This is a genomic window from Siphonobacter aquaeclarae (assembly GCF_900103285.1).
Taxonomy (GTDB): Bacteria; Bacteroidota; Bacteroidia; order Cytophagales; family Spirosomataceae; genus Siphonobacter; species Siphonobacter aquaeclarae.
The window spans coordinates 673187-695599 of record NZ_FNGS01000002.1 but is presented as its reverse complement, the minus strand read 5'-3'; the positions used below and the strand labels follow the sequence as shown (position 1 = coordinate 695599).

Sequence of the window (22413 nt, the reverse complement as noted above, 5' to 3'; positions counted from 1 at the left end):
GTTACGCTTTTCTTCTGAATACTTTGACGGACTCACTGACGGCCTCGAACTGCGACCGGACATCCATAAACAAAAGGGATTCTTTCATCCCCAGCGCCAGATACCCGAACGGTACCAGGCTGTCATAAAACAACTTCAGGACCCGGTTTTGCAGGTCTTTGTTAAAGTAAATCAACACATTACGACAGCATATCAGCTGAAATTCGTTGAAAACCTGATCTGTCACCAGGTTATGCTGGGAAAACAGTACCCGCTCCAGCAGGGCCGGGTCCATCACTACTTCGTCGTACCGGGCTTCGTAATAGGATGAAAACTCCGCCTTTCCGCCGGAGCGGATGTAATTGGCGGTGTATTCTTTCATCGCTGACAGCGGAACGGTTCCTTTCCGCGCTTTTTCGAGGTTTGCCGGATTGATATCCGTTGCATAGATACGCGTTCGTTCCAGGAGTCCTTCTTCTTTCAGGAGAATGGCCATGGAAAAAACCTCTTCGCCCGTGGCGCAGCCGGCATGCCATATCTTGATGAGCGGATAGGAGGCAAGCCGCGGAATCACCGTTTCCCGGAGGTTTCGGTAGAAAGCCGGGTCACGGAACATTTCCGTGACGTTGACCGTCAGCGACTGAAGAAACCAGGCAAAAAAGGACGTTTCGTTGAGCAGGTGAAACCGGAGGTCGTATACCGTCGGAATCTTCGCTTTTTCCATACACTGGCGGACTCTCCGTGTCAGGGACGCCCGCGAATAATCGCCGAAATCGTATCCGTAATGTCCTTTGATAAGCTGGATAAGATCGTCCAGCTCCTCGGGCGTTATATCAGATGTATCGTTCATTCCATCCGGTGGGTTAACACTACCGCGTCATACCTGAGACAACCACACCCGCATGAGGGAGAACAGCTGCCGGCTGTCGACCGGTTTGGTAATATAATCGGAAGCGCCCGCTTCGATGCATTTTTCACGGTCTCCCTGCATGGCTTTTGCCGTCAGGGCGATGATCGGAAGCTGAAAATGACGGACGTCGGAACGGATACGCCGCATGGCCTCATATCCGTCCATTTCCGGCATCATGATGTCCATCAAAATGATATCGGTATCCGGGTTGGCGCTCAGCAAATCGAGGGCTTCGCGACCGTCTCCGGCCGTGACAACCTCCATTTCCTGCTCTTCCAGCAACGTGGAGAGCGCAAAGACATTGCGCATGTCGTCGTCCACGACCAGTACTTTCTTCCCTTTGAGGTCTTTCTGCGGCATTTCGGCCTGTGGCAGCGGCGTGGCCGGCTTGTTCTCGATTTTGAAAAGGAACAGCTCCATTTCGTCGAGCAGGCGGTCTTTGGCCAGCTGCGAATTCCGGATGATAACGTCCGTTACTTTCTTCAGCTGGATTTCATCGTTGGGCGTCAGGTCATGATTCAGGAAGAGAATAACCGGGACCGGCCGGGAAGCCAGTGCCGAGCGCAGATCTTCGAGGCCTGCGGCAACATACTCGGCGTCGCTGCCTTCGTCGATCAGGATGCAGTCGTACGTATCTCCGGGCAATGCTTCTGCCAGTTGCTGGAACGTCGAAACATACCGGAGCTGGATTTCCAGATCCCGCTCTGCCAGCCAGTTTTTGAGGGAGCTGTCGCGCAGGTAGTCGCCCACGAGGACGAGTACCTTTTTCATCGGCAGGGGAGAGTCCTCGCCAATGAGGCGGAAGGCTTCATCCAGCGCTTGCTGCGAAACCGGCTTTTTGAGGAAGGTAACCGCGCCGTTCAGCGAATTTCTGGGCTCGTCCGAACCGGAGATAATATGGACAGGAATGTGTTTGAGGTCGGGATCTTTTTTGAGGACTTTGAGCACGTCCCACCCGCTGATGCCGGGAAGCTGAATGTCAAGCAGCATCGCGACCGGCTTGTAGAGGCGCGCATATTCCAGGCCCTTTTCCCCGTCGAGCGCCACGATGGCCTGGTAGCCGCGCAGCTCCGTCAAGTCTTTAAGTACGCCGGCGAAGACCGGATCGTCTTCAATGATCAGAAGGGTTCGCTTGCCGTCCTCGGCAGGGGCAGGCTCGGGTTGAGGCTCTCTGGTTTTCAGGACGGGCTCTTCTTCCACAACGACGAACTCTTCCGCAGACGTCGGAAGCAGCAGGCTGAAGGTACTGCCGTCGCCTTCGGCGCTTTCCAGGCGAATTTCGCCGCCGAGCAGAATAGCCAGCTCCCGGCTGATAGCGAGTCCGAGACCCGTACCGCCGAACTTGCGGTTGGTAGACCCGTCTGCCTGGCGGAAAGCATCGAAAATAATGCGCTGCTTTTCGGGAGGAATGCCAATCCCGGTATCGCGGACAGCCAGGCGGATGCGGTCTTCTTCCGGGCTCACCGTCAACGAAATAGTACCGCCTTTCGGCGTAAACTTGAAGGCGTTTGAGAGGAGGTTCTTGAGAATTTGTTCGACACGGTGGTAATCGGTCGACAGCATCGCCGGCGAGCCGCTTTCAATTACCGTCCGGAATTCGATGCCTTTTTCATCTCCGACTACTGCAAACAGCTCTTCCATATCTGTCACGAGCGTACGGGTAGAAATGCGCTCGATCTGGAGCTCAATTTTGCCGGCTTCGATCTTCGAGAGGTCGAGGATATCGTTGATGAGGTCGAGCAGGTCGTTCCCTGATTTGAAAATAACTTTGGCATGCTCAATCTGCTTTTCGGTCAGGTTGCCCGTCCGGTTATCGGCGAGCATCCGGGCGAGAATGAGCACGCTGTTGAGCGGCGTTCGGAGTTCGTGCGACATATTGGCGAGAAACTCCGATTTATACTTGCTGGTGACTTCCAGTTCACGCGCCTTGGCGATAAGGGCCTGCCGCGCCGATTCCATGGCTTCGTTGCGCTCTTCGAGTTCGGCATTGACCTGGCGGAGTTCTTCTTCCTGGACTTTCAGTTCCTCCTCGGAGGCCTGAAGAACTTCGGCCTGGCGGATAAGCTCTTCGTTCGTCTGCTGGAGCGTCTCCTGCTGCCGTTCCAGCGCGGCCTGGTGCTCGCGGACGCGCGTCAGGAGGCGGGTGTTTATTTCCTGGGCGGCAGCTGTTTCCAGGGCCAGGGAAATATTATGGCTGACGGCCCGGAGGAGGTCCAGTTGTTCGTCCCGGAAGGGTCCGAAGGATACCAGCTCCAGCAACCCGATTACTTCCTTGTCGATCAAAAGGGGCAAAAAGGCAGCCTGCCCCGGCAGGGCTTCTCCGGCGCCCGAACGCAGCTTCCAGTAGTCGGCCGGAACGTCGCTGACCACCAGAAGTTCCTTGCGTACGGCAGCGCGGCCGACGAGGCCTTCTCCAAATGCCCAGGAAACGGAATCTCCCTGCGTCAGGCCGATGGCGCCCTTTTTGATAAGGCGCTCTTCCTCCGCGACGTAAAAGACGCCCGCCGGAATCTGGAGCAGGTTAAGCAGCTCGCGGATGATATCGGTGCCGAGTTCTTCGATACTGTGCTGTCCCTGAAGGGCATTGTTGATCCGGGAGGCACCGGCCAGCAATTCGTTCTGCCGTTCGGATGCCTGATTGGCCTGGGAAAGCTCCCGAAGCCGTTGTTTGAGCTCCTTCTGGGCCTTTTGCCGTTGGGTAAGCTCGTTCAAAACGAGGTAGATCAGGAGAATTGCAATGGCGAGTGTCAGGCCCATGCCGACGAAAATCGTGACCGATGCCTGCGTAAGGGAGAGCTGTCGTTCCTTTTCCCGGTTAATGAGCAGAATCTTTTCGATATCCGTCATCTGGAAAAGGAGAGACTGAACCGCTTTCAGCCGTTTCGATTCTTCAGCGAGTACCGCCATGCTGTGCGTACCATGCTCAGGCTTTCCCCAGAACAGGTAGAGATCGTCCAGCAATTCGTTCACGCGGGAAAGCCGCTGCGTCTGGGCGAGGTTGTCGACAATGAGCCCTTTCAGATGGGTCATGACCGGCACCAGTTCCTGGCGCGCATGGGTATAGTCGGAGGAGGCGTAGTGATTGTCGGGGTTGATCCGCCGGTCCCGCTGCGCGACCTGCATCCGCTGGACGGTAATCCGGATGTTCTCCAGATCGCCCACCGTTTGATACGTATGGCTGACCCAGTCTGAATCCGCGGCCTGCCGCCGGAACGTTAGGTAGGTAAGCGTGCCGACACCTATGAGCAGGAGAAGGCCGACGGAAAATCCGATGATAAACTTATTTCTGACAGACAGGATAAACATGCTCAGTCGGTTCGTGACGGGAAAACATCAGCGACAAAATAAGAGGATTAGGAAGTGTTTCCGGGCAAAGACTCAAAATTTTGACAGAATTACGGGAAAAGCGATAACTTGCGGAGAGATACCGCTGCGTCGCTGGCAGCTATGTAATCGTTCCTTTCCCGCCTCGTTCAAAAATATCCTTTCCTGTTCGCCTCTGATTGATTTTATAGGATCATGGTACCCCGCCGCGTTCTGTTCTAACCCGGTAATTTATGTACAACCCAAGTAATACGACAATTCTGGTTGCGGAGGATGAAAGTTTAACGCTCAAAATGCTTACCTACCGCTTGCAAAAGGAAGGATTCGACGTTGTGTCAGCGCAAAACGGGAAAGAGGCCCTGGATGTACTGGCAACGCGGCGACCTGACATTGTCCTGACCGATCTGATGATGCCTTTTTATACTGGTCTTGAAATTCTCGCCCACGTCAAGCAGCGGATCGACCCGACTATTCCGGTAGTGATCCTGACGTCCATGGGACAGGAACCCTATCTGCGTCAGGCATTTGAGCTCGGTGTAGACGGATACTGCGAGAAACCGGTCAATCCGGCCGAGATTGTAGAGCTGGTCCGTAAATTGCTGAAAATCTGAACTTTTCAGTCTTCCTGCCCGAAATAAAGACCGTCAGATTCGAAAGCCTGCGGGCGAATGTGTATTTTTGCACCTTTAAAGGGCTTTTCACACTATTCAATGAAATTCGGCGTAGTAGTCTTCCCCGGTTCGAATTGTGACGACGATACCGTTCACGTATTCAGACATATCTTGGGTCAGGAGATCGTCAAACTCTGGCACAAATCGACCAACCTCGAAGGATGTGATTTTCTCATCATTCCCGGTGGTTTCAGTTATGGCGACTACCTGAGAAGCGGCGCTATCGCCCGGTTCTCGCCCATTATGGACAAAGTCATCGAGCACGCCAATGCCGGTGGGTACGTACTGGGTATCTGCAACGGATTCCAGGTGCTGGTTGAAGCCGGCCTGCTGCCCGGTGTTCTCCTGCGCAACGATCACCAGAAATTCAACAGCAAGAACGTGTACCTCCGTGCAGCGACCAACCACTCGCTCTTTACCGGAGATCTCGACCTTACCCGCGCTTACAAAGTTCCCGTTGCGCACGCGGAAGGCCGCTATTTTACCGACGAAGCCACGTTGAAACAGATCATTGACAACGATCAGGTCCTGTTCCGGTACTGTGACGCCGATGGTCAGGTAACCGAGGCCGCCAACCCGAACGGAAGCCTCGACAATATCGCCGGTATCTGCAACGCAGGCCGTAACGTATTCGGCCTCATGCCACACCCTGAACGGGCTTCTGATCCCCTCCTCGGTAATACCGACGGCCGGATCCTGCTCGAGCAATTGCTGGCGGTAACGGCTTAATTCAGAAGAAATTTCTTTCTGTGCATTCTGTGCTTTCTGTGAGAAACCGTTTTTTGATTTCTCACAGAAAGCACGGAATACACAGAATTTTTTTTTGGAAGGTATACAAACAAAAAAAGCTGTCCCCCTTCATTGGAGACAGCTTTTTTTGTTTGCCGTTAACTCATTAATCCCGGAGGTCGACTACTTCCACGCCCGGGTATTTGCTTTTGTCGAACGTAAAGAAATTATCAGCGACGGCGACGTTCGGCGTAAACCGGTCGATGCGGAAGCTCTGCTTATTGCCCGATTTCTCCGTAATCTGCCAGCTCTTGATAGCGCTGTCTTTCTTGCCGACGGTAATCCGTACTTTGGCAATTTTCGCCGCCTTGTTTTGAGGTACCAGCTCGATGACGGCATTTCCGTCTTTCGTCTCCTCCGCCAGGGAATACTTATATCCCTTTTTGTAAATCGTATAGATCTTGGCCGGGTTGAAGTCGCCTTCGCCGGGTTCGTAGTTCGACAGGTTTACCTCGTTCGTTTCCTTCACATAGGTAGCAACCGTTTTGCCGTCGTTGTATACTTCCTGACCGGCCAGTTTCAGGCGGTACTTTCCGGACTTGGTGGTGATGTCTCCCTTGTAGCTCGAATTGCCGTCGGCGCCGTAGGTAAACAGCGCGCTGAAAGACTGCAGGGACTTATATTTTTTGCTCATGGCATCCAGAATGGCGCTGGCGCGTTTGTCCTGCGCATTCGAGGAGAAAAAACTGAAAATCAATAGATTAAAAATAACCGCAACGCGAATGTTCATGCTGTATTTCGTTGAATAACCGCCACAAAGATACTTTTTACGGAGGCGGGTTTAATGGAGCCTGGTTAAAAAATGTGAATACGGAAAGGTCCTTAAACAATTGTGCCGGCGCAAAAGCCGGCACAATCAAAAACGGATATATTTCTTCTCAGAGCCGCAACTCCCTGAATATCTCATCGAGCCGCTCTTCGCTCTGAACCAGTACCTCCCGGGCTTTCGAACCTTCAAACGGCCCGACGATCCCCGTCGCTTCCAGCTGGTCCATGATACGCCCGGCACGGTTATAGCCCAGCTTCATCTTCCGCTGAATCAGGGAAGTAGAACCTTGCTGGTGAATCACGATCAGACGGGCGGCATCCTTAAACATCGGATCGAGCTGACCCAGATCCACATCTTTTTCCTCATTACCGGCCTCGTCGCCTTCAAACTCGGGCAGGAGGTAGGCGTCGGGGTATCCCTGCTGCTCGCCAATGTAATCACAGATGGCGTCCACTTCCGGCGTATCCACAAAGGCACACTGGAGGCGGGTCATGTCGGAACCCTGCAAAAAGAGCATATCTCCCTGCCCGACGAGCTGGTCGGCGCCGCTTGTATCGAGAATTGTCCGGGAGTCAACTTTCTGCGTTACCCGGAACGACAGACGAGCGGGGAAGTTGGCTTTGATTTTACCCGTGATAATGTCAACAGAAGGCCGCTGCGTCGCCACAATCAGGTGAATACCAATGGCGCGCGCCAGCTGCGCCAACCGCGCTATCGGCGTTTCGACTTCCTTTCCGGCCGTCATCATCAGATCGGCCAGCTCGTCAATAACCAGCACGATGTACGGCAGGAACCGGTGGCCTTTTTCCGGGTTGAGCCGGCGCTCAACAAACTTCTGGTTGTATTCCTTCAGGTTCCGGCAACCGCCATTCTTCAGCAATTCATACCGGGAATCCATTTCCACGCAAAGCGAATTGAGCGTGTAGATAACCTTTTTGGTGTCGGTGATAATGGCATCGTCGGTGCCGGGCAGTTTTGCCAGGAAATGCCGCTCGATCTTGCTGAAAAGGCTGAGCTCTACCTTCTTCGGATCGACCAGTACAAACTTGAGCTGCGCCGGGTGCTTTTTGTAAAGCAGCGATGCCAGGATCACGTTCATGCCGACTGATTTCCCCTGCCCGGTTGCCCCGGCGATGAGGAGGTGAGGCATTTTGGCCAGGTCGGTGACGAAGATTTCATTCGAGATCGTCTTGCCGAGTACCACGGGCAATTCTGCGCCGGATTTCTGGAATTTATCGCTCGAAATCACCGTCCGGATACTGACCATTTCACGGTTTTTGTTCGGAACCTCGATCCCGATAGTACCTTTCCCGGGCATGGGCGCGATGATGCGGATACCCAGTGCGGCGAGCGAGAGCGCGATATCGTCTTCCAGGGATTTGATCCGGGAGATTTTGACGCCGGCAGACGGAACGATTTCGTAGAGCGTAACCGTCGGCCCGGGAGTTGCCTTAATACTGGCAATCGAAATACCGTAGTCGCTCAGCGTCCGGACGATGGTGTCCTTTTTCGACTTGAGCTCTTCCTCGGTGACCTGCGCTTTATCGGCCGGATATTCCTTTAATAAGTCGATGGAAGGAAATTGGTACCGGGCCAGGTCCAGCGTCGGGTCATACAATCCGAGGGCCTGCAGGCGATCTTCCGGATCGAGTTCCGGATCCGGTTTCCGCGTTTCTTCCGGCGGCGCCGTTTCGATGATAAAATCCGGTTCGGCTTTGGCGGCGGTACGTGACGGTTTGGCCGGAACAACAGGCATCTCAAAAACAACCGGCTCATATGCCGGCTCTACCGGCCTCGGAACCGGCCGGGCGAGTACCTGACGGGCATCTTCGGTGAGGCGGCTGACTTCTTCCAGCTCCTGATCGGTTTCTTCGGGAAGGATTTCTTCCTCCTCCTCTTCCGGAAGGTCCTCTTCTATGATAACAGGAACTACCCGTTTCGCGGGTTTCGGTGTTTCGGTTTTTACCGGCGGGGCCGGTTTTTCGGGTTCGGGCTCCTCTTCTTCCTCCAGTTCCCGGAAAAGATTTTTCAGCGGATTGCCGATACTCGGGCGCGGGACCTTCATCCCTTCGACTTTCTCCGCTACGTGTTCGAGCGAATCGACCCGATAGAAATAAATAACAAAAACAAAGAGCGCCGCGGCGATAATGGCAATAGAGCCCCAGCCGACGAGGTTGTAAAGAAACTGGTTGATAAACAGGCCGATACCGCCGCTCAATGTACTCAGGTTTGCTTTGGAATCGGTCCACATGACCAGAAATCCGAACAACGAACTGAGCCAGAACATGTAGAAGAGCACCTGATACGTCAGGCGTTTCAACGGCATGATTTCCCGCGCGAACGTCAGCTTCACGCCCGTCACAAACAGGAGGGGAAGCAGCAGAAATGCGCCGATCCCGAACCAGCGGAAAATAAAGAAATGCGCAATCACAGCACCTGTTACACCCAGCCAGTTCTGCACCTTACTGCCGGAATCGTGCAGGGGTGCGTTAAAGGCCGATCCGACCACGCTCTGGTCGGCTTCTCCCGAAATCAGGTACGAAAAGAATGCAAAGAGTAACAGGACGGATAATAATAACGTCAGGCCGCCGACAACCAGTTTGGAGCTGGGACCGAACAGGGTCGTCTTCAGGCCTCTGGACGAATTTCCGGCAGATTTACGCGAAGATTGTTTGGAAGGTTCTACCTTTTTTGCCATGAATACGATACCAGATAAAGCAACTGAGCCAAGAGAGCCGGAATAAAGATACCCCGGAAATTTACAAAAGTAAACTCCCGGGTAGCACAATCGGCGGGAAAATAATTTACTTATTGCTGATTGTCAATCAGGTATCGGCAGATACGCCTGGCCTGCGCCGGACCTTCGTAGATAAACCCAGTATACACTTGTATCAGACTTGCGCCGGCCTTCAGTTTCTCCAGGGCGTCTTCCGGAGAATGAATACCGCCTACTCCGATAATGGGAAACGCACCGCCGGATTTCTGATGCAGGTAGCGGATAACTTCGGTAGACCGGCTCGTCACCGGTTTACCCGATAATCCGCCGGCGCCGATGGCGTCGATCCGGCTTTTCGGAGTATGCAGGTTTTCCCGGGAAATAGTGGTATTGGTGGCAATGACGCCGGCGATACCGGTTTCACGCACGATATCCACGATGTCATCGAGCTGACTGTCTGTCAGGTCCGGGGCGATTTTCAACAGAATAGGTTTGGGAGCCGCCTGACGCAGGTTTTCCTGCTGAAGCCGCAGCAATAGTTGCGTCAAAGGCTCTTTTTCCTGCAGCGCCCGCAGGTTCGGGGTATTGGGAGAACTGACGTTGACGACGAAATAGTCGACCGTATCTTTCAAATCGTGAAAACAGGCCAGGTAGTCGTCGGCGGCGTTTTCATTCGGCGTGACCTTGTTTTTGCCGATGTTTCCACCGATCAGCACACCGGACTTGCGCTGCCGCAGGCGCGCCGCCGCGGGTCCTGCACCCTTGTTATTGAAACCCATCCGGTTGATGAGTCCTTTGTCGGCAGGCAGGCGGAACAACCGCGGCTGCTCGTTGCCCGGCTGAGGCCTGGGCGTAACGGTACCGATTTCGATGAAGCCGAAGCCGAGGCAGGCCAGTTCGTCTACCAGTTCGGCGTTTTTGTCAAAACCTGCGGCCAGTCCGACCGGATTGGGAAACCGTAATCCGAATACCTCCCGCTCCAGCGAGGGGTGGCTGACGGAAAAAAAATGCCGGGTAATAGACCGGGCAAATGGCAGCTTCAGACTGATTTTGAGAAAGTTGAACGTGAAATGGTGAACAGATTCCGGATCAAATCGGAAAAGGATCGGTCGAATGAGCGCTTGGTACATGACGCAAAAATACGCACTTTGCCGCCATGAAACTGCTTCAGATCGTATTCCTTTCTGTGGTTTGGCAAGCCGGCGCCCTGGCACAGCATACGGTATCCGGACGGGTGATCGGCGCCGGAGACAAACAGCCGCTGCCGTTTGCCAACGTATTTCTGTCGAATACCACGCGTGGCACCGTGACCAACGACAAGGGAGAGTTTACCCTCACACAGGTACCGGCGGGTACGCAGGAGCTGGTTGTTTCCTATGTCGGGTTTCAGACCCAGACCCGGCCGATCCGTACCGATTCGGCTCAGGCCCTGCTCATCAGCCTGCAACCCGTGGCAGACAACCTCGCGGAGGTAAAGATCAAATCCCGGAAAGACAAGTTCTGGAGGCAGCACCTGGAAGTATTCAAGGCACAGTTTCTGGGAACCGGCCCGAACGCGCGGCAAACCGAAATTCTCAATCCCGATGTGATCTGGATACTGGAAGATTCGACGAAGCAATGGCTGAATGTCGGCGCGCGCGAGCCGCTACTCATCCGGAACGAAGCACTGGGCTATCAGATCAAATACCAGCTGGAGGTGTTTGCCTACAGCGAAAAACAGCAGTATGTGTCGTATGTCGGCTATCCGGTTTTTGAAGAACTATCTTCTCAAAGCGCGGAAACGACTGAAAACTGGCACAAAAACCGGGACCGGGCCTATTACGGCTCTCTCGTCCATTTCTTCCGCAGTCTGAAAGCGCAGCATCTCGATGCCGAAGGCTACGAGGTACACCGCATGGCGGACCCCGGCGATTCTCCGCTTAACGCTATGATTATGGATTCGAAAAAATGGTCGAAGGCGGAGTTCCCGAAGTATGCGCGCTATTTTGTTTCGGAGGACCGGTTGAACGAAGCAGACCTCCTGCATACCCGCTTATCTACGCCGGCTGAAAGCGTGACCCGTTTCAGCGGCGCGATCCAGGTATTGTACCGGAAAGAACTCGAAACGGTGATGTACTCGCGTCAGAATGTGGTCCGGAAGCCGCAAACCAGTATTCTGGAGATGCTCGGTCAGGCGGTACGCATTCAGCCGAACGGGCAGTTTTTTCCCGCACTGGACGTACTGGTATCCGGCAGCTTCGCAAACGACAAACTGGCAGATGCGGTACCCTTTGATTATCAGCCCTATCAGACCCTGAAATAGGGTAGCACCCTTTTTTACTGCTTTCTGCAGACTGTAATCGATTTTCATCATGGAAACGTTTGAAACACTCGCACAAGGCTATGTCGATCTGCTCCGGCAGTCGATCGGGCAGAAAGTCATCCTTGACTATTTCAATGAATACCGGGAATATAAATCCTCTCCGTCTCCGCTAAAGCGCATCGCGAAGTCAGAAGAAGGTGAGTTTGTCGAAACGGCGCTCGGTGTGAGGATACCCCTCAACAGGATCATTGCCCTCAACGGGGTGTATTTTCCCGGGTACGAGGATTATGAAGAAGTATTGTCGGCCCGTTGCAGCCGGTAACATTTGACTGTCTGTCTTTATCTATGAAGTATTTTCTGGGAATAGAAATAGGAGGTACCAAACTCCAGCTTTTTGTCGGCGACGAAACCAATCAGGTACTGGAAGAAATCCGCATGGATGTTACCCCTGACCGCTCGGGAGAAGCAATCCGAAGCCGCGTGGAAGCCAGTATCCGCGAATTGCAGAACGCCTACCGATTTTCGGCGGTAGGGGTAGGGTTTGGCGGGCCTGTTGACTGGGAGCGCGGACAAATCATTCAGTCGCATCAGGTGGACGGCTGGGGTGGGTTTGATCTGGCGGACTGGCTGGAAGACCTCGCACGCTGTCCCGTCAGCGTCGAAAACGACGCCAATGTCGCAGCCCTGGGTGAAGCCCTGATCGGCTCCGGTAAAAACTTCGAAACGGTCTTTTACATCACGCTTGGCAGCGGAGTTGGCGGCGGCCTGATTCAGGAGGGTGCGATTTACCACGGCGCCCGGCCGGGGGAGTCGGAGGTTGGTCATTTGCTGATGGATCGTTCGGGAACGACGCTCGAGTCCGTCGCATCCGGTTGGGCAGTCGACGCCCGCATCCGCGAAACCATTGCCCAGCATCCCGACTGTGCGCTGGCGGGGTTGGTTACCGGCGACAAGGAAGCCCGGTTTCTGGTTCCGGCGGTCGCGGAAAAAGACCCGATTGCCACGACCATTCTGACCGATACGGCTGAGAACATTGCGTTTGGGCTGTCACACGTGGTACACCTGTTCCATCCGGAGATTCTGGTTCTCGGTGGCGGCCTTTCGCTCTGCGGAGAAACCCTGCGCCAGGAAGTAGAAACCCGGCTCGCCGCCTACGTCATGAAAGCGTTTCAACCACTGCCGAGGGTCGCGCTGGCGCAACTGCGGGAAGACGCCGTGCCAATGGGCGCACTGCTCATGGCGCGGCAGAAGCTGGGGCGGAATAACTTCGAATAGCGGTCAGTAGTCGGTTTTTCCGCCTGAGCGCTTCCACTCTTCAAAGGCCTCTCTGGCTTCCGGCCAGGGCAGGTGAACCATTTTCAGCGTTCTTTTTTCGGGGGACACGGCTACCTGTTCGTAGATAAAGGAGTCGTCGAACCCCGCATCGCTCGCATCGGCGTGGGTACAAGCATAGTAGACAGCGTCCGGGCGCGCCCAGAAGATAGCGCCGAGGCACATCGGGCAGGGCTCACAGGAGGTATAAATCTCACACCCGGTCAGTTGAAATGTGCCGAGGTTACGACAGGCATCCCGGATGGCGACTACCTCGGCGTGGGCGGTCGGATCGTTGGTAGAGGTTACCTGATTATGCCCCCGGCCGACAATACGCCCGTCTTTCACCACTACTGCGCCGAAAGGTCCGCCGAGACCTGCCCGCTGTCCTTCGAATGACAGGCGCACGGCCTGTTCCATGAACGAAGTTTCCATGTTGTCAAACGGATAAAAGGATTCTGTTTCTTCGTAAGGATTCCGGCGAAATCAAACACTGAAAACACCGGATAATCGGCCAAAAACGCCGTTTGTGAATTAATCGGCAAAATAAGAACGGGGATTTGGCCTTGCGGGGGAAAATCCATAGAATTGCCCCGTCAACCGTCGTTCATACCAAACCTTAACTCATGGAAAATCAGAACATTCCACCAATTCCCCCCGAACAACAACTCAGTGATTCCGACGCCCGCATGTGGGGGATGCTTGCCCACCTGAGTGGGATCATCTTCGGATTTGTCGGACCCCTCGTCGTATGGCTCATCAACAAGGACAAATCAGCTTTTGTAGATTACCACGGGAAGGAGGCGCTCAATTTTACTATCCTGCTGAATATCGTCATCATCGCCGTAGCCGTAGTGACCTGCGGTATCGGCGGGTTGCTGGCTCCGGTATTCTGGGCGGTACAGGTAATTTTCAATATCATAGCCGGTATCAAAGCAAACAACGGAGAATACTACAAATATCCTTTCAACTGGAGAATTATTAAGTAAGTCAAGTACAACAGAAAATGGAGAAAAAGGCAGCCCTTCTGGCTGTCTTTTTTTTGCATGGGGCGGAGGGCATGGGGCAGAGGGGAAATAAAAAAAGCCGCTTCACGTACGTGAAGCGGCTTTTTTGTGATTGGGAGTATCTTAGAGAGAATGCTCTTTCGGATGGGAATTGTTTCCCGTAAAAATCCGCGTTTCCTTCCGGTTCAGCGCCCACCAGATTCCGATGAGACCGAAAATCACCGCTGGTATGCTCAGGAGCTGACCGAGGTTGTACGGCATCTGGTCTTCGAAGGTTACCTGGTTTTCTTTGAGAAATTCGTAGAAAAACCGCAGCGTAAAGACGTACACCATAAAAAAGCCGGTCAGAATACCCTGCGGAAGTGCAGTTTTGTATTTCTTCCAGATAAAGAACAGCAGGAGCGCCAGCACCAGGCAGGACAGCGCTTCATATAGCTGCGCCGGGTGGCGGGGTACCTGCGAAAACTCTGTATTGTTCGCGAAAAGAAACGCCCAGGGAACATCCGTAGCTTTTCCAACGATTTCGGAGTTCATCAGATTGCCGAGGCGGATGAAGCACCCACCCAGCGCGATGGTAATCGCCACGCGGTCGGCGATCCAGAAAAAGCGAATGCGTTTGGAACGGGCAAAAAGATACAGACCCGTGAAAATACCGATGGCAGCACCGTGACTGGCGAGCCCGGCATAGGGCGGCAGCAGCATTTCCTTGAACCAGCGCCAGGGATCGGCAATGAAGAGGGGATACTCGTAAAAAACATAGTGTCCGACGCGCGCGCCAACGACCGTCGCCACCACCATATACAGCGTCAGGCTATCTACCCAATCTTCCTTCAACCCCTCTGATTTGAAGACATGGACCATGATCCGCTGCCCGATCAGAAAGCCAAGCGCGAAGAGTAATCCATACCAGCGGACCGAGAAACTTCCGATGTGAAAAATCTCGGGATTTACGTCCCAGACAATATAGTTTAACATGCAGATGCAGATTTCAGGCGGTAAAAATAGAGGTATTTCTCAGGTTCTGCCTTACCGTTCGGGTTTTTCCTTTCAGTAACGGACGATCTTCCGGACCCGGATACCCAGGGATGCACTTTGTGTCCGGACCAGGTAAACGCCCGCCGGCAGGGCGCTCAGATTCAGCTCATACTCGGTATTACTGACGCTCCTGGCGCTACCCAGCAGTTGCCCGGTCAGGGAGTAGAGCGCGATTTCAGCAGCAGATTTGGTACGGACTGTCACGAGCCCGCGTGTCGGATTCGGGCCGACGCTGAAGTCTTCATTTCCCGGTTCCGGATCCCGCTTTTTCGAGTAGTTTTTAAGGAGGTGGAAGCCCCCGGTACCCGTGCCGGTAATGAGTTCGGGGAGGCCGTCGCCGTCGAGGTCACCCGCGCTGAAGCCCGGAACCGTACTGATCTGCCAGTCGGAAATACTGCCCGCCGGCCGTGCAACGATCGCCGTATCGGAGACGAAGCCCGTCGACGGCTGCGATTGAAAGTCGTCGAAAATCTTCAGCGATCCGTCAGAATAGGCAGCGACGAGGTCGGCACGTTCGTCGCCGTTGAGGTCTGTCGCCAGCAGCGAAAACCCCCGGTTCTGGAAGTTATCAGCCAGGCCGCCGAAGCTGTCGGTCATCAGTTGGTACACCGGCTGCGCATTGGAGCCGGTATTCCGGTAGTACTGGACGCCTCCATAATACGTGCCGCGAAGCAGGTCAATTTTGCCGTCCCTGTCGAGGTCAATATACAGCGGAATATCGCCGTACCGGAAGCCTGCCGGCAGGGGCAGCGACGTCAGTTCACCCGTAACCAATTGAAAAGGCCCGCCTTTGACCCCTTTGTTGGGCAGGTATCGGAGGATGGTTCCTGCCGGAGTTTCGGCAGCGAAGCCTACGTCGGGTACGCCGTCTCCCGACACATCGGCGACAAATACCCGGACGTCGGTGATGAGCTGTTTTTCTTTCGTGAGGATAGCGGCTGTCAAACCCATAAAATCCAGCGTATCCCGCTCAAAACGGGCGGCAGCGGCGTTGCCGGTATTACGGAAGAGGGCAATTCCCGCGCGGTAGTCGGTCGCATTCCGGATGCCTGCGTAACCGGCGAGGAGGTCCATGTCGCCGTCTCCGTCGATATCAGCCAGCGCGGTAGTGGTGTTTTCCCCGAGATCGACCATCTCGTCCTGCAAAAAGTTGGTTTTCCGGAAAGTCAGCTCGGGTTTGGCCGTCGTGCCGGTGTTTTCATACAGCCAGGCGGTTGCCCGGAAGTCATTGGTTTTGAGGGCATCGTTGGAATAGACATTGGGTGCGGCGAGAAAATCCGGTTTGCCGTCGAACGTCACGTCTTCACTGAATATCGCCGGAAATAGGTGAATGTCAACGGGTTGGATGGCTGGGAACAGGTAGTCGGCTTTGGTGAAGCGGGCTTTCTGCTTCGTTCCTTCATTGTACATCAGGGCTACGTTGGAAGCTTCGATGTAGCTGAAGAGTACATCCTGGAGGCCGTCGCCATTTAGGTCCCAGAGCAGCAGGGTATTACCAGCGTGCAGCGGCCGCCCGCCGGGAACCGAGGAGGTACGGGCGGGGCAGTTGCTCTCGCCCGAGTCGCAGTCGATGTTGAAACAGGCATCTCCGTAAAATTCCTTGATGAAATTTCCCCAGCAGTAGCCGATTTTCTTGAAAACAAGACCGGCTTTTCCCGATGTCTCAACGCTTTGATTCTGGTGGTATTCGGCGAAGTTTCCGGAAGAATCGAAAATGACAAAATCGAGGTCGCCGTCGCCATCCAGATCGGCAATGCCCGGTATGTCGGTCGACGGCACCTGCATATTCACCTGGCCCGAAAAGCCCTGGGTATAGAGAGGGTCGGCTACTTTCACCCAGATCGGCGGTCCGCCCGCAACGGTTTCGTTGTGAAATACCCGCACACCGGCCGGCGTCCGGGCAAAAAGGTCTTTGCGACCGTCTCCGTCGTAGTCCCGGAGCAGCATCCAGCTGTCGATAAGCGGAAAATACGTCTGGTATTCAGGCGAGTATGTCCATTTGTAGGAAGTACCCGACGGGGTGGCAACGAAGGTGTAGAGTTTTGCGGCGGTGCGGTCAAAAACGACGAGGTCTTCGATGGCGTCGGCATTGAGGTGCATTCTGGAAAATTGCGGCGCATTGAGCCCGCCGGCCCAGGCATTGGTCAGCACACGTCCGTTGACGCTGACCCGGGCGGTGGTATCGAAGCGGAAGGAGAAGGACTGCGCGGAGAGCTTCCCGCACAAGAGCGCCATCCATCCCAGCAGATAAAGTTTTTTCATCGCATCTTTGTCGGATCAGATTCACAACGTCAGAAAACGACCCGGTAGTTTGAATCGGGCGTTTGATATTTTCCCCGTATGATTTCCGTCTCCGAACTCCACCAAAAATACCTGACTTGCCGCAGTGTCTCAATCGATACGCGTAAAATTGAGCCGGGCGCACTGTTTTTTGCCTTGAAAGGCGCCAGCTTCGATGCCAATACCTTCGCGGCAAAGGCCCTGGAAGCGGGTGCGTCGTTTGTCGTGATGGACGATCCGGCGTATGTGGTTGACGAACGCTGCCTCCTGGTGGAAAACGTACTGCACGCCTTGCAGGAACTTGCGCTGTATCACCGTCGCACGCTTTCGATACCTGTCATTGGTATTGGCGGATCGAACGGAAAAACTACGACCAAAGAGCTGGTTTACCGCGTATTGTCTCAGAAATACAAGGTATTCGCGACACAGGGAAACTACAATAATTACATCGGGGTACCGCTGACAGTACTGTCGGTCCGGGAAGATACCGAACTGGCCGTCATCGAACTGGGCGCCAACCGGCAGGGAGATATTCAGGAGCTGGTCGACATCTGCGAGCCGAGCCACGGTCTGATTACCAATATCGGAAAATCGCACCTGGAAGGTTTCGGCGGACTGGAAGGCGTCCGGAAAGGAGAGGGGGAATTGTACGATTTCCTCGTTCGTACCGGCGGGGAGATTTTTGTGCATGCGGAAGACGAAACCCTGTCGGACATGCTTGCCGAACGGGGAGCCGATACCGGGAAGGTACATCCCTACCGCAGCGACGCCCGCCTGCTGGCTACCAATCCGAATATCCGGTATGAAGCAGATGGAAAGGAAGTGACGACGCACCTCATGGGCGACTATAACTTCATCAATATGCGGGCGGCGATGACGCTGGGTACCTATTTTGGCGTTTCCGGGGAAGCTATTCATGCTGCCCTTGCGGGGTACGTAGCCGAAAATAACCGTTCCCAGATTCTTCAGAAAGGAACCAATACGGTATGGCTGGATGCCTATAATGCCAATCCCAGCTCGATGGGCGCAGCCCTCCGGAATTTCGATGCCCTCGAGGCCGGTAAGAAAATGGTCATTCTCGGCGATATGTTCGAACTGGGAGAGGAAGGTCCCGAAGAGCATGCCGAAATGGGTCGCCTGATCTCCACGCTGCACTTCGATTACGTGCTCCTGGCCGGTCCGCTGATGCAAAATGCGCTGAAGTACCTGCCGCGGGCCTACTACTTCCCGGACAAGTTCGGCCTGCATGTCTGGCTGCAGGATCACCCGATGGAGCACACGCATATCCTCATCAAAGGATCACGCGGGATGGGGCTGGAAAGTACCCTCAACCTGATTGGGTAGCAGACGGACGCAATCCCTCCCGGAAAAACTACTACCTTTGTATGTTCAGCTACCAAGGTCGAACCTTTTTGCCTGTATGTTTATTTCCCCTTTATCCAAGGACACAACGCCGACTCCAATCCGGCATCGTTTCGCGTAAACATGACGACGACTACGATTCAAAAACCTGACATCCGAACCCTTCTTCCCCACCGTATCCTCGTCCTCGACGGCGCGATGGGTACCATGATCCAGCGCTACAAGCTGGAAGAAGAAGACTACCGGGGCGCCCGCTTTGCCGACTGGCCCCATCCGCTCAAGGGCAACAACGACCTGCTGGTCCTGACCCGCCCGGACATCATCAAAGCCATCCATGCCGAGTACCTCGACGCCGGCGCCGATATCCTCGAAACGAACTCGTTTTCAGGAACCTGGATCGCCATGGCCGATTACGGTATGGAGGAGCTCGTGTATGAACTCAATTATGAATCGGCCCGTATCGCGCGGGAGGTGACAGATGAGTTTACCCGGCAGAACCCCGACCGGCCCCGCTATGTAGCCGGGTCGATGGGACCGACAAACCGGACAGCCAGCCTTTCCCCTGACGTCAATAACCCCGGTTACCGGGCGATTACGTTCGATCAGCTGGTCGATGCTTATTATGAGCAGGCGAAAGCACTGGTAGAAGGCGGCAGCGACATTCTGCTGGTCGAAACCATTTTCGATACCCTCAACGCCAAGGCAGCCCTGTTTGCGATTGACCGCTACCTGCAGGATGTCACCGAAGGCAAAAATCCCTGGCCGGCGCATATTCCGGCAGCGACGAAATTCGAAATCCCGATCATGGTGTCGGGAACGATTACCGATGCTTCGGGCCGGACGCTTTCCGGCCAGACGACGGAAGCGTTCCTGACGTCGGTTTCGCACCTGCCGCTGCTGTCGGTAGGGATTAACTGTGCCCTCGGCGCGGATCTGATGCGCCCGTATGTGCAGACGCTCGCCAACAAGGCGCCGTTTTTCACCTCCGCGCACCCAAATGCCGGCCTGCCCAACGAAATGGGCGAGTACGACGAAACGCCCGAGCAAATGGGCGCGACGATCGACGGCTTCCTGAAAGACGGCCTCATCAATATCATCGGCGGCTGCTGCGGAACAACGCCCGCACACATCCGGCGGATTGCCGAACTGGCAGGGCAGCGTGCGCCGCGCGTTCTCCCTGAAGAAGAACCGGTGTTGAAGCTTTCCGGGCTGGAGCCGATTGAAGTCACGAAAGAAAAAGTCCTCTTCCTCAATATCGGCGAGCGGTGCAACGTCACCGGATCGAAGAAATTCGCCCGCCTGATCCGGGAAAGCAAATTCGAGGAGGCCCTCAGCATCGCCCGTGAGCAAGTAGAAACCGGCGCGCAGGTCATCGACGTCAACATGGACGAAGGGATGATCGACGGCGTGGCGATGATGACGCTCTTCCTCAACCTGCTGGCTTCTGAGCCGGATATCGCCCGGGTGCCCATCATGATCGACTCCTCGAAGTGGGAAGTGATCGAGGCCGGCCTGAAGTGCGTACAGGGAAAGGCAATTGTCAACTCCATTTCGCTTAAGGAAGGAGAAGAGAAGTTCAAGGAATACGCCCGGACCGTCAAGCGGTATGGCGCGGCGGCGGTAGTCATGGCGTTTGACGAGAACGGACAGGCCGACAACTACGAACGCCGCATCGAAATCTGCAGCCGGGCTTACCGGATTCTGGTCGACGAAGTAGGTTTCCCGGCAGAAGACATCATTTTTGACCCGAATATCCTCACCGTCGCAACGGGTATTGAGGAGCACAATAACTACGCGGTCGATTTCATCAACGCCACCCGCTGGATCAAGGAAAACCTGCCGCATGCCAAGGTATCAGGCGGGGTATCCAACGTGTCGTTCAGTTTCCGGGGGAATGAGCCGGTTCGGGAAGCCATACACTCGGCTTTCCTCTACCACGCCATCCGTGCGGGAATGGACATGGGTATTGTCAACGCCGGCCAGATTACCATTTACGACGATATCCCGAAGGATTTCCTCGAACTGGTGGAAGACGTGCTGCTGAACCGCCGCCCGGACGCTACCGAGCGCCTGGTGACCTTCGCCGAAACTGTCAAATCCAAAGGCAAGACCGACAGCGGCCCGGATAATTCGTGGCGGCTGCTCCCTGTCAATCAGCGCCTGGCACATTCGCTGGTGAAAGGTATAGCCGATTTTATCGACGAAGACGTCGAGGAATGCCGACAGCAGTTTGCCAGACCTATCGAAGTCATTGAAGGCCCGCTGATGGACGGCATGAGCATTGTCGGCGATCTGTTTGGCGAAGGCAAGATGTTCCTTCCCCAGGTTGTGAAATCAGCGCGGGTCATGAAAAAGGCCGTAGCTTACCTGCAACCCTTCATCGAAGCCGAAAAATCCGCCGGATCATCTGCCGGGAGAATTCTGATGGCGACGGTGAAAGGCGACGTACACGACATCGGCAAGAACATCGTCGGCGTCGTACTCGGCTGTAACAACTACGAAATCATCGACCTGGGCGTAATGGTGCCGACGGAGAGAATCCTCGAAGAAGCCCGTGCGCACAATGTCGATATCATCGGCCTTTCCGGTCTGATTACGCCGAGCCTCGATGAGATGGTTGGCGTAGCGAAGGAAATGGAGCGGCAGGGCTTCCGGATTCCGCTGCTGATCGGCGGCGCGACGACCTCCCGTATTCACACCGCTGTCAAGATTGATCCCCAGTATTCGGGACCGGTTATTCACGTACTCGACGCGTCGCGCTCGGTACCCGTTGCCGGCCGCCTGACGCAAAGCGAGCAGTCGCAGGCCGATGTGCTTACGGAAATCAAGCGCGAGTACGCCAAACTGCGGGACGATCACGCCAAACGCAAGTCTGACAAAAACTTCGTCAGCATTCAGACCGCCCGGGAAAACAAAGTCAGGATCGACTGGACAGACTTCCGCGCACCCAAACCGACATTCCTCGGTACCCGGGTGTTTGACGACTATCCGCTGGCTGAAATCGCCCGGTACATCGACTGGACGCCGTTCTTCCAGACCTGGCAGCTGCATGGCAAGTACCCGATGATCCTGGAAGACAAGGTAGTCGGCAGCGAAGCCCGGAAATTGTACGAAGATGCTAATAACCTCCTGCTGGAGATTATTCACGATAAGTCCCTCAAAGCGAGAGCAGTTATCGGATTCTGGCCGGCAAACAGCCACGAAGACGATATTATCCTGCATCCGTTTGAGGAAGTTTCGAAGGAAGTTGCCTGCGAACGACACGGGTCGCATACCCATGTGGAATACCGCATCAGCCGGCAGACAAAAGAAGAAGACGTCCTGACTGCGCCGACGCTCACCGTACTCAACCAGCTCCGCCAGCAAAGCCTGAAAGCGGCGAACCTGCCGAATTATTCCCTGGCTGATTTTATTGCCCCGCTGGAGTCGGCACACCCTGATTACATCGGAGGGTTCGCGGTGACGGCCGGTATCGGCGTCGAGCAGCTGCTGGAGAAATACGACAGAGACCTCGACGATTACGGCAGCATCATGGTGAAAGCCATCGCCGACCGCCTCGCGGAAGCGTTTGCAGAACTCATGCACGAGCGTGTCCGGAGGGAATTCTGGGGCTATGCCGCGGGCGAATCGCTGGATAATCAGTCGCTTATCGAAGAAAAATACCAGGGCATCCGCCCGGCACCCGGCTACCCGGCCTGCCCCGAGCACACGGAAAAGCGAAAGCTGTTTGACCTGCTGCACGCCGAGCAAATCGGGATTGAGCTGACCGAAAGCTATGCCATGTACCCGGCAAGCTCCGTGAGCGGCTGGTACTTCAGCCACCCGGACAGCCGGTATTTCACAGTCGGAAAAATCCAGAAGGACCAGGTGGAAGACTACGCCCGCCGGAAAGGCATGACAATCGAAGAAGCGGAAAAGTGGCTGGCGCCGGCATTGGGATACTGAGTTTTTTCCGCTG

At 54.9% G+C, this 22413-nt stretch carries 16 protein-coding genes; 8 read left to right on the top strand and 8 right to left on the bottom strand.

Annotated elements, in window-relative coordinates; all coding sequences use genetic code 11:
• Window position 1 precedes the first annotated feature (1 nt).
• Window positions 2-829, bottom strand: coding sequence for a CheR family methyltransferase (locus tag BLR09_RS06395; RefSeq protein WP_093199242.1), 828 nt, complete (start codon window positions 827-829; stop codon window positions 2-4).
• 27 nt (window positions 830-856) lie between these two features.
• The gene (locus BLR09_RS06390; protein ID WP_093199239.1) at window positions 857-4195 is read right to left on the bottom strand and encodes a response regulator; all 3339 of its coding nucleotides are present in this window, start codon (window positions 4193-4195) and stop codon (window positions 857-859) included.
• A 251-nt stretch (window positions 4196-4446) separates the two neighbouring features.
• On the opposite strand from BLR09_RS06390, the gene BLR09_RS06385 reads away from it, so the two are divergent.
• Together BLR09_RS06385 and purQ are read left to right on the top strand one after the other, a co-directional pair.
• The gene (locus BLR09_RS06385; protein ID WP_093199238.1) at window positions 4447-4824 is read left to right on the top strand and encodes a response regulator transcription factor; all 378 of its coding nucleotides are present in this window, start codon (window positions 4447-4449) and stop codon (window positions 4822-4824) included.
• Window positions 4825-4923: 99 nt separating this feature from the next.
• Window positions 4924-5613, top strand: a complete 690-nt coding sequence (gene purQ, locus BLR09_RS06380) for a phosphoribosylformylglycinamidine synthase subunit PurQ (protein WP_093199235.1) — start codon at window positions 4924-4926, stop codon at window positions 5611-5613.
• Between the two features lie 166 nt (window positions 5614-5779).
• Here purQ and BLR09_RS06375 read toward each other — a convergent pair whose 3' ends face one another.
• From BLR09_RS06375 to BLR09_RS06365, 3 genes are all read right to left on the bottom strand, one after another.
• Entirely contained in the window at window positions 5780-6403 is a 624-nt protein-coding gene (locus tag BLR09_RS06375) for an outer membrane lipoprotein periplasmic chaperone LolA1 (RefSeq protein ID WP_093199232.1), read from the bottom strand.
• Between the two features lie 148 nt (window positions 6404-6551).
• On the bottom strand, window positions 6552-9140 hold the full coding sequence (locus tag BLR09_RS06370) for an FtsK/SpoIIIE family DNA translocase (protein ID WP_093199230.1): 2589 nt from the start codon (window positions 9138-9140) through the stop codon (window positions 6552-6554).
• Window positions 9141-9250: 110 nt separating this feature from the next.
• Entirely contained in the window at window positions 9251-10288 is a 1038-nt protein-coding gene (locus tag BLR09_RS06365; RefSeq protein ID WP_093199227.1) for a quinone-dependent dihydroorotate dehydrogenase, read from the bottom strand.
• A 26-nt stretch (window positions 10289-10314) separates the two neighbouring features.
• Between BLR09_RS06365 and BLR09_RS06360 the strand changes: the two genes are divergently transcribed.
• The 3 genes from BLR09_RS06360 to BLR09_RS06350 are packed head-to-tail and all read left to right on the top strand — an operon-like array spanning window position 10315 to window position 12735.
• Window positions 10315-11460, top strand: a complete 1146-nt coding sequence (locus BLR09_RS06360; RefSeq protein WP_093199225.1) for a carboxypeptidase-like regulatory domain-containing protein — start codon at window positions 10315-10317, stop codon at window positions 11458-11460.
• A 49-nt stretch (window positions 11461-11509) separates the two neighbouring features.
• Complete coding sequence (locus tag BLR09_RS06355; RefSeq protein WP_093199223.1) at window positions 11510-11782, top strand: hypothetical protein; 273 nt, start codon at window positions 11510-11512, stop codon at window positions 11780-11782.
• 23 nt (window positions 11783-11805) lie between these two features.
• Entirely contained in the window at window positions 11806-12735 is a 930-nt protein-coding gene (locus BLR09_RS06350) for an ROK family protein (protein WP_093199220.1), read from the top strand.
• Between the two features lie 3 nt (window positions 12736-12738).
• Here BLR09_RS06350 and BLR09_RS06345 read toward each other — a convergent pair whose 3' ends face one another.
• Window positions 12739-13206: a nucleoside deaminase gene (locus BLR09_RS06345; RefSeq protein WP_093199218.1), complete on the bottom strand. Its 468-nt coding sequence runs from the start codon at window positions 13204-13206 to the stop codon at window positions 12739-12741.
• Window positions 13207-13397: 191 nt separating this feature from the next.
• Here BLR09_RS06345 and BLR09_RS06340 point away from each other — a divergent pair, with 191 nt between their 5' ends.
• Entirely contained in the window at window positions 13398-13760 is a 363-nt protein-coding gene (locus BLR09_RS06340; protein WP_093199215.1) for a DUF4870 domain-containing protein, read from the top strand.
• Between the two features lie 141 nt (window positions 13761-13901).
• On the opposite strand, the gene lgt is transcribed toward BLR09_RS06340, so the two are convergent.
• The gene (lgt, locus tag BLR09_RS06335; RefSeq protein WP_093199214.1) at window positions 13902-14753 is read right to left on the bottom strand and encodes a prolipoprotein diacylglyceryl transferase; all 852 of its coding nucleotides are present in this window, start codon (window positions 14751-14753) and stop codon (window positions 13902-13904) included.
• Between the two features lie 72 nt (window positions 14754-14825).
• Window positions 14826-17075 (bottom strand): FG-GAP-like repeat-containing protein, encoded by a 2250-nt coding sequence (locus tag BLR09_RS06330; protein ID WP_093199212.1) that lies wholly within the window; start codon window positions 17073-17075, stop codon window positions 14826-14828.
• A 78-nt stretch (window positions 17076-17153) separates the two neighbouring features.
• Between BLR09_RS06330 and BLR09_RS06325 the strand changes: the two genes are divergently transcribed.
• Window positions 17154-18437, top strand: a complete 1284-nt coding sequence (locus BLR09_RS06325; RefSeq protein WP_093199211.1) for a UDP-N-acetylmuramoyl-tripeptide--D-alanyl-D-alanine ligase — start codon at window positions 17154-17156, stop codon at window positions 18435-18437.
• A gap of 141 nt (window positions 18438-18578) precedes the next feature.
• A complete protein-coding gene (gene metH / locus BLR09_RS06320) occupies window positions 18579-22400 on the top strand; it encodes a methionine synthase (RefSeq protein ID WP_093199209.1) in 3822 nt (1273 codons plus the stop codon).
• The last annotated feature ends 13 nt before the right edge of the window (window positions 22401-22413 follow it).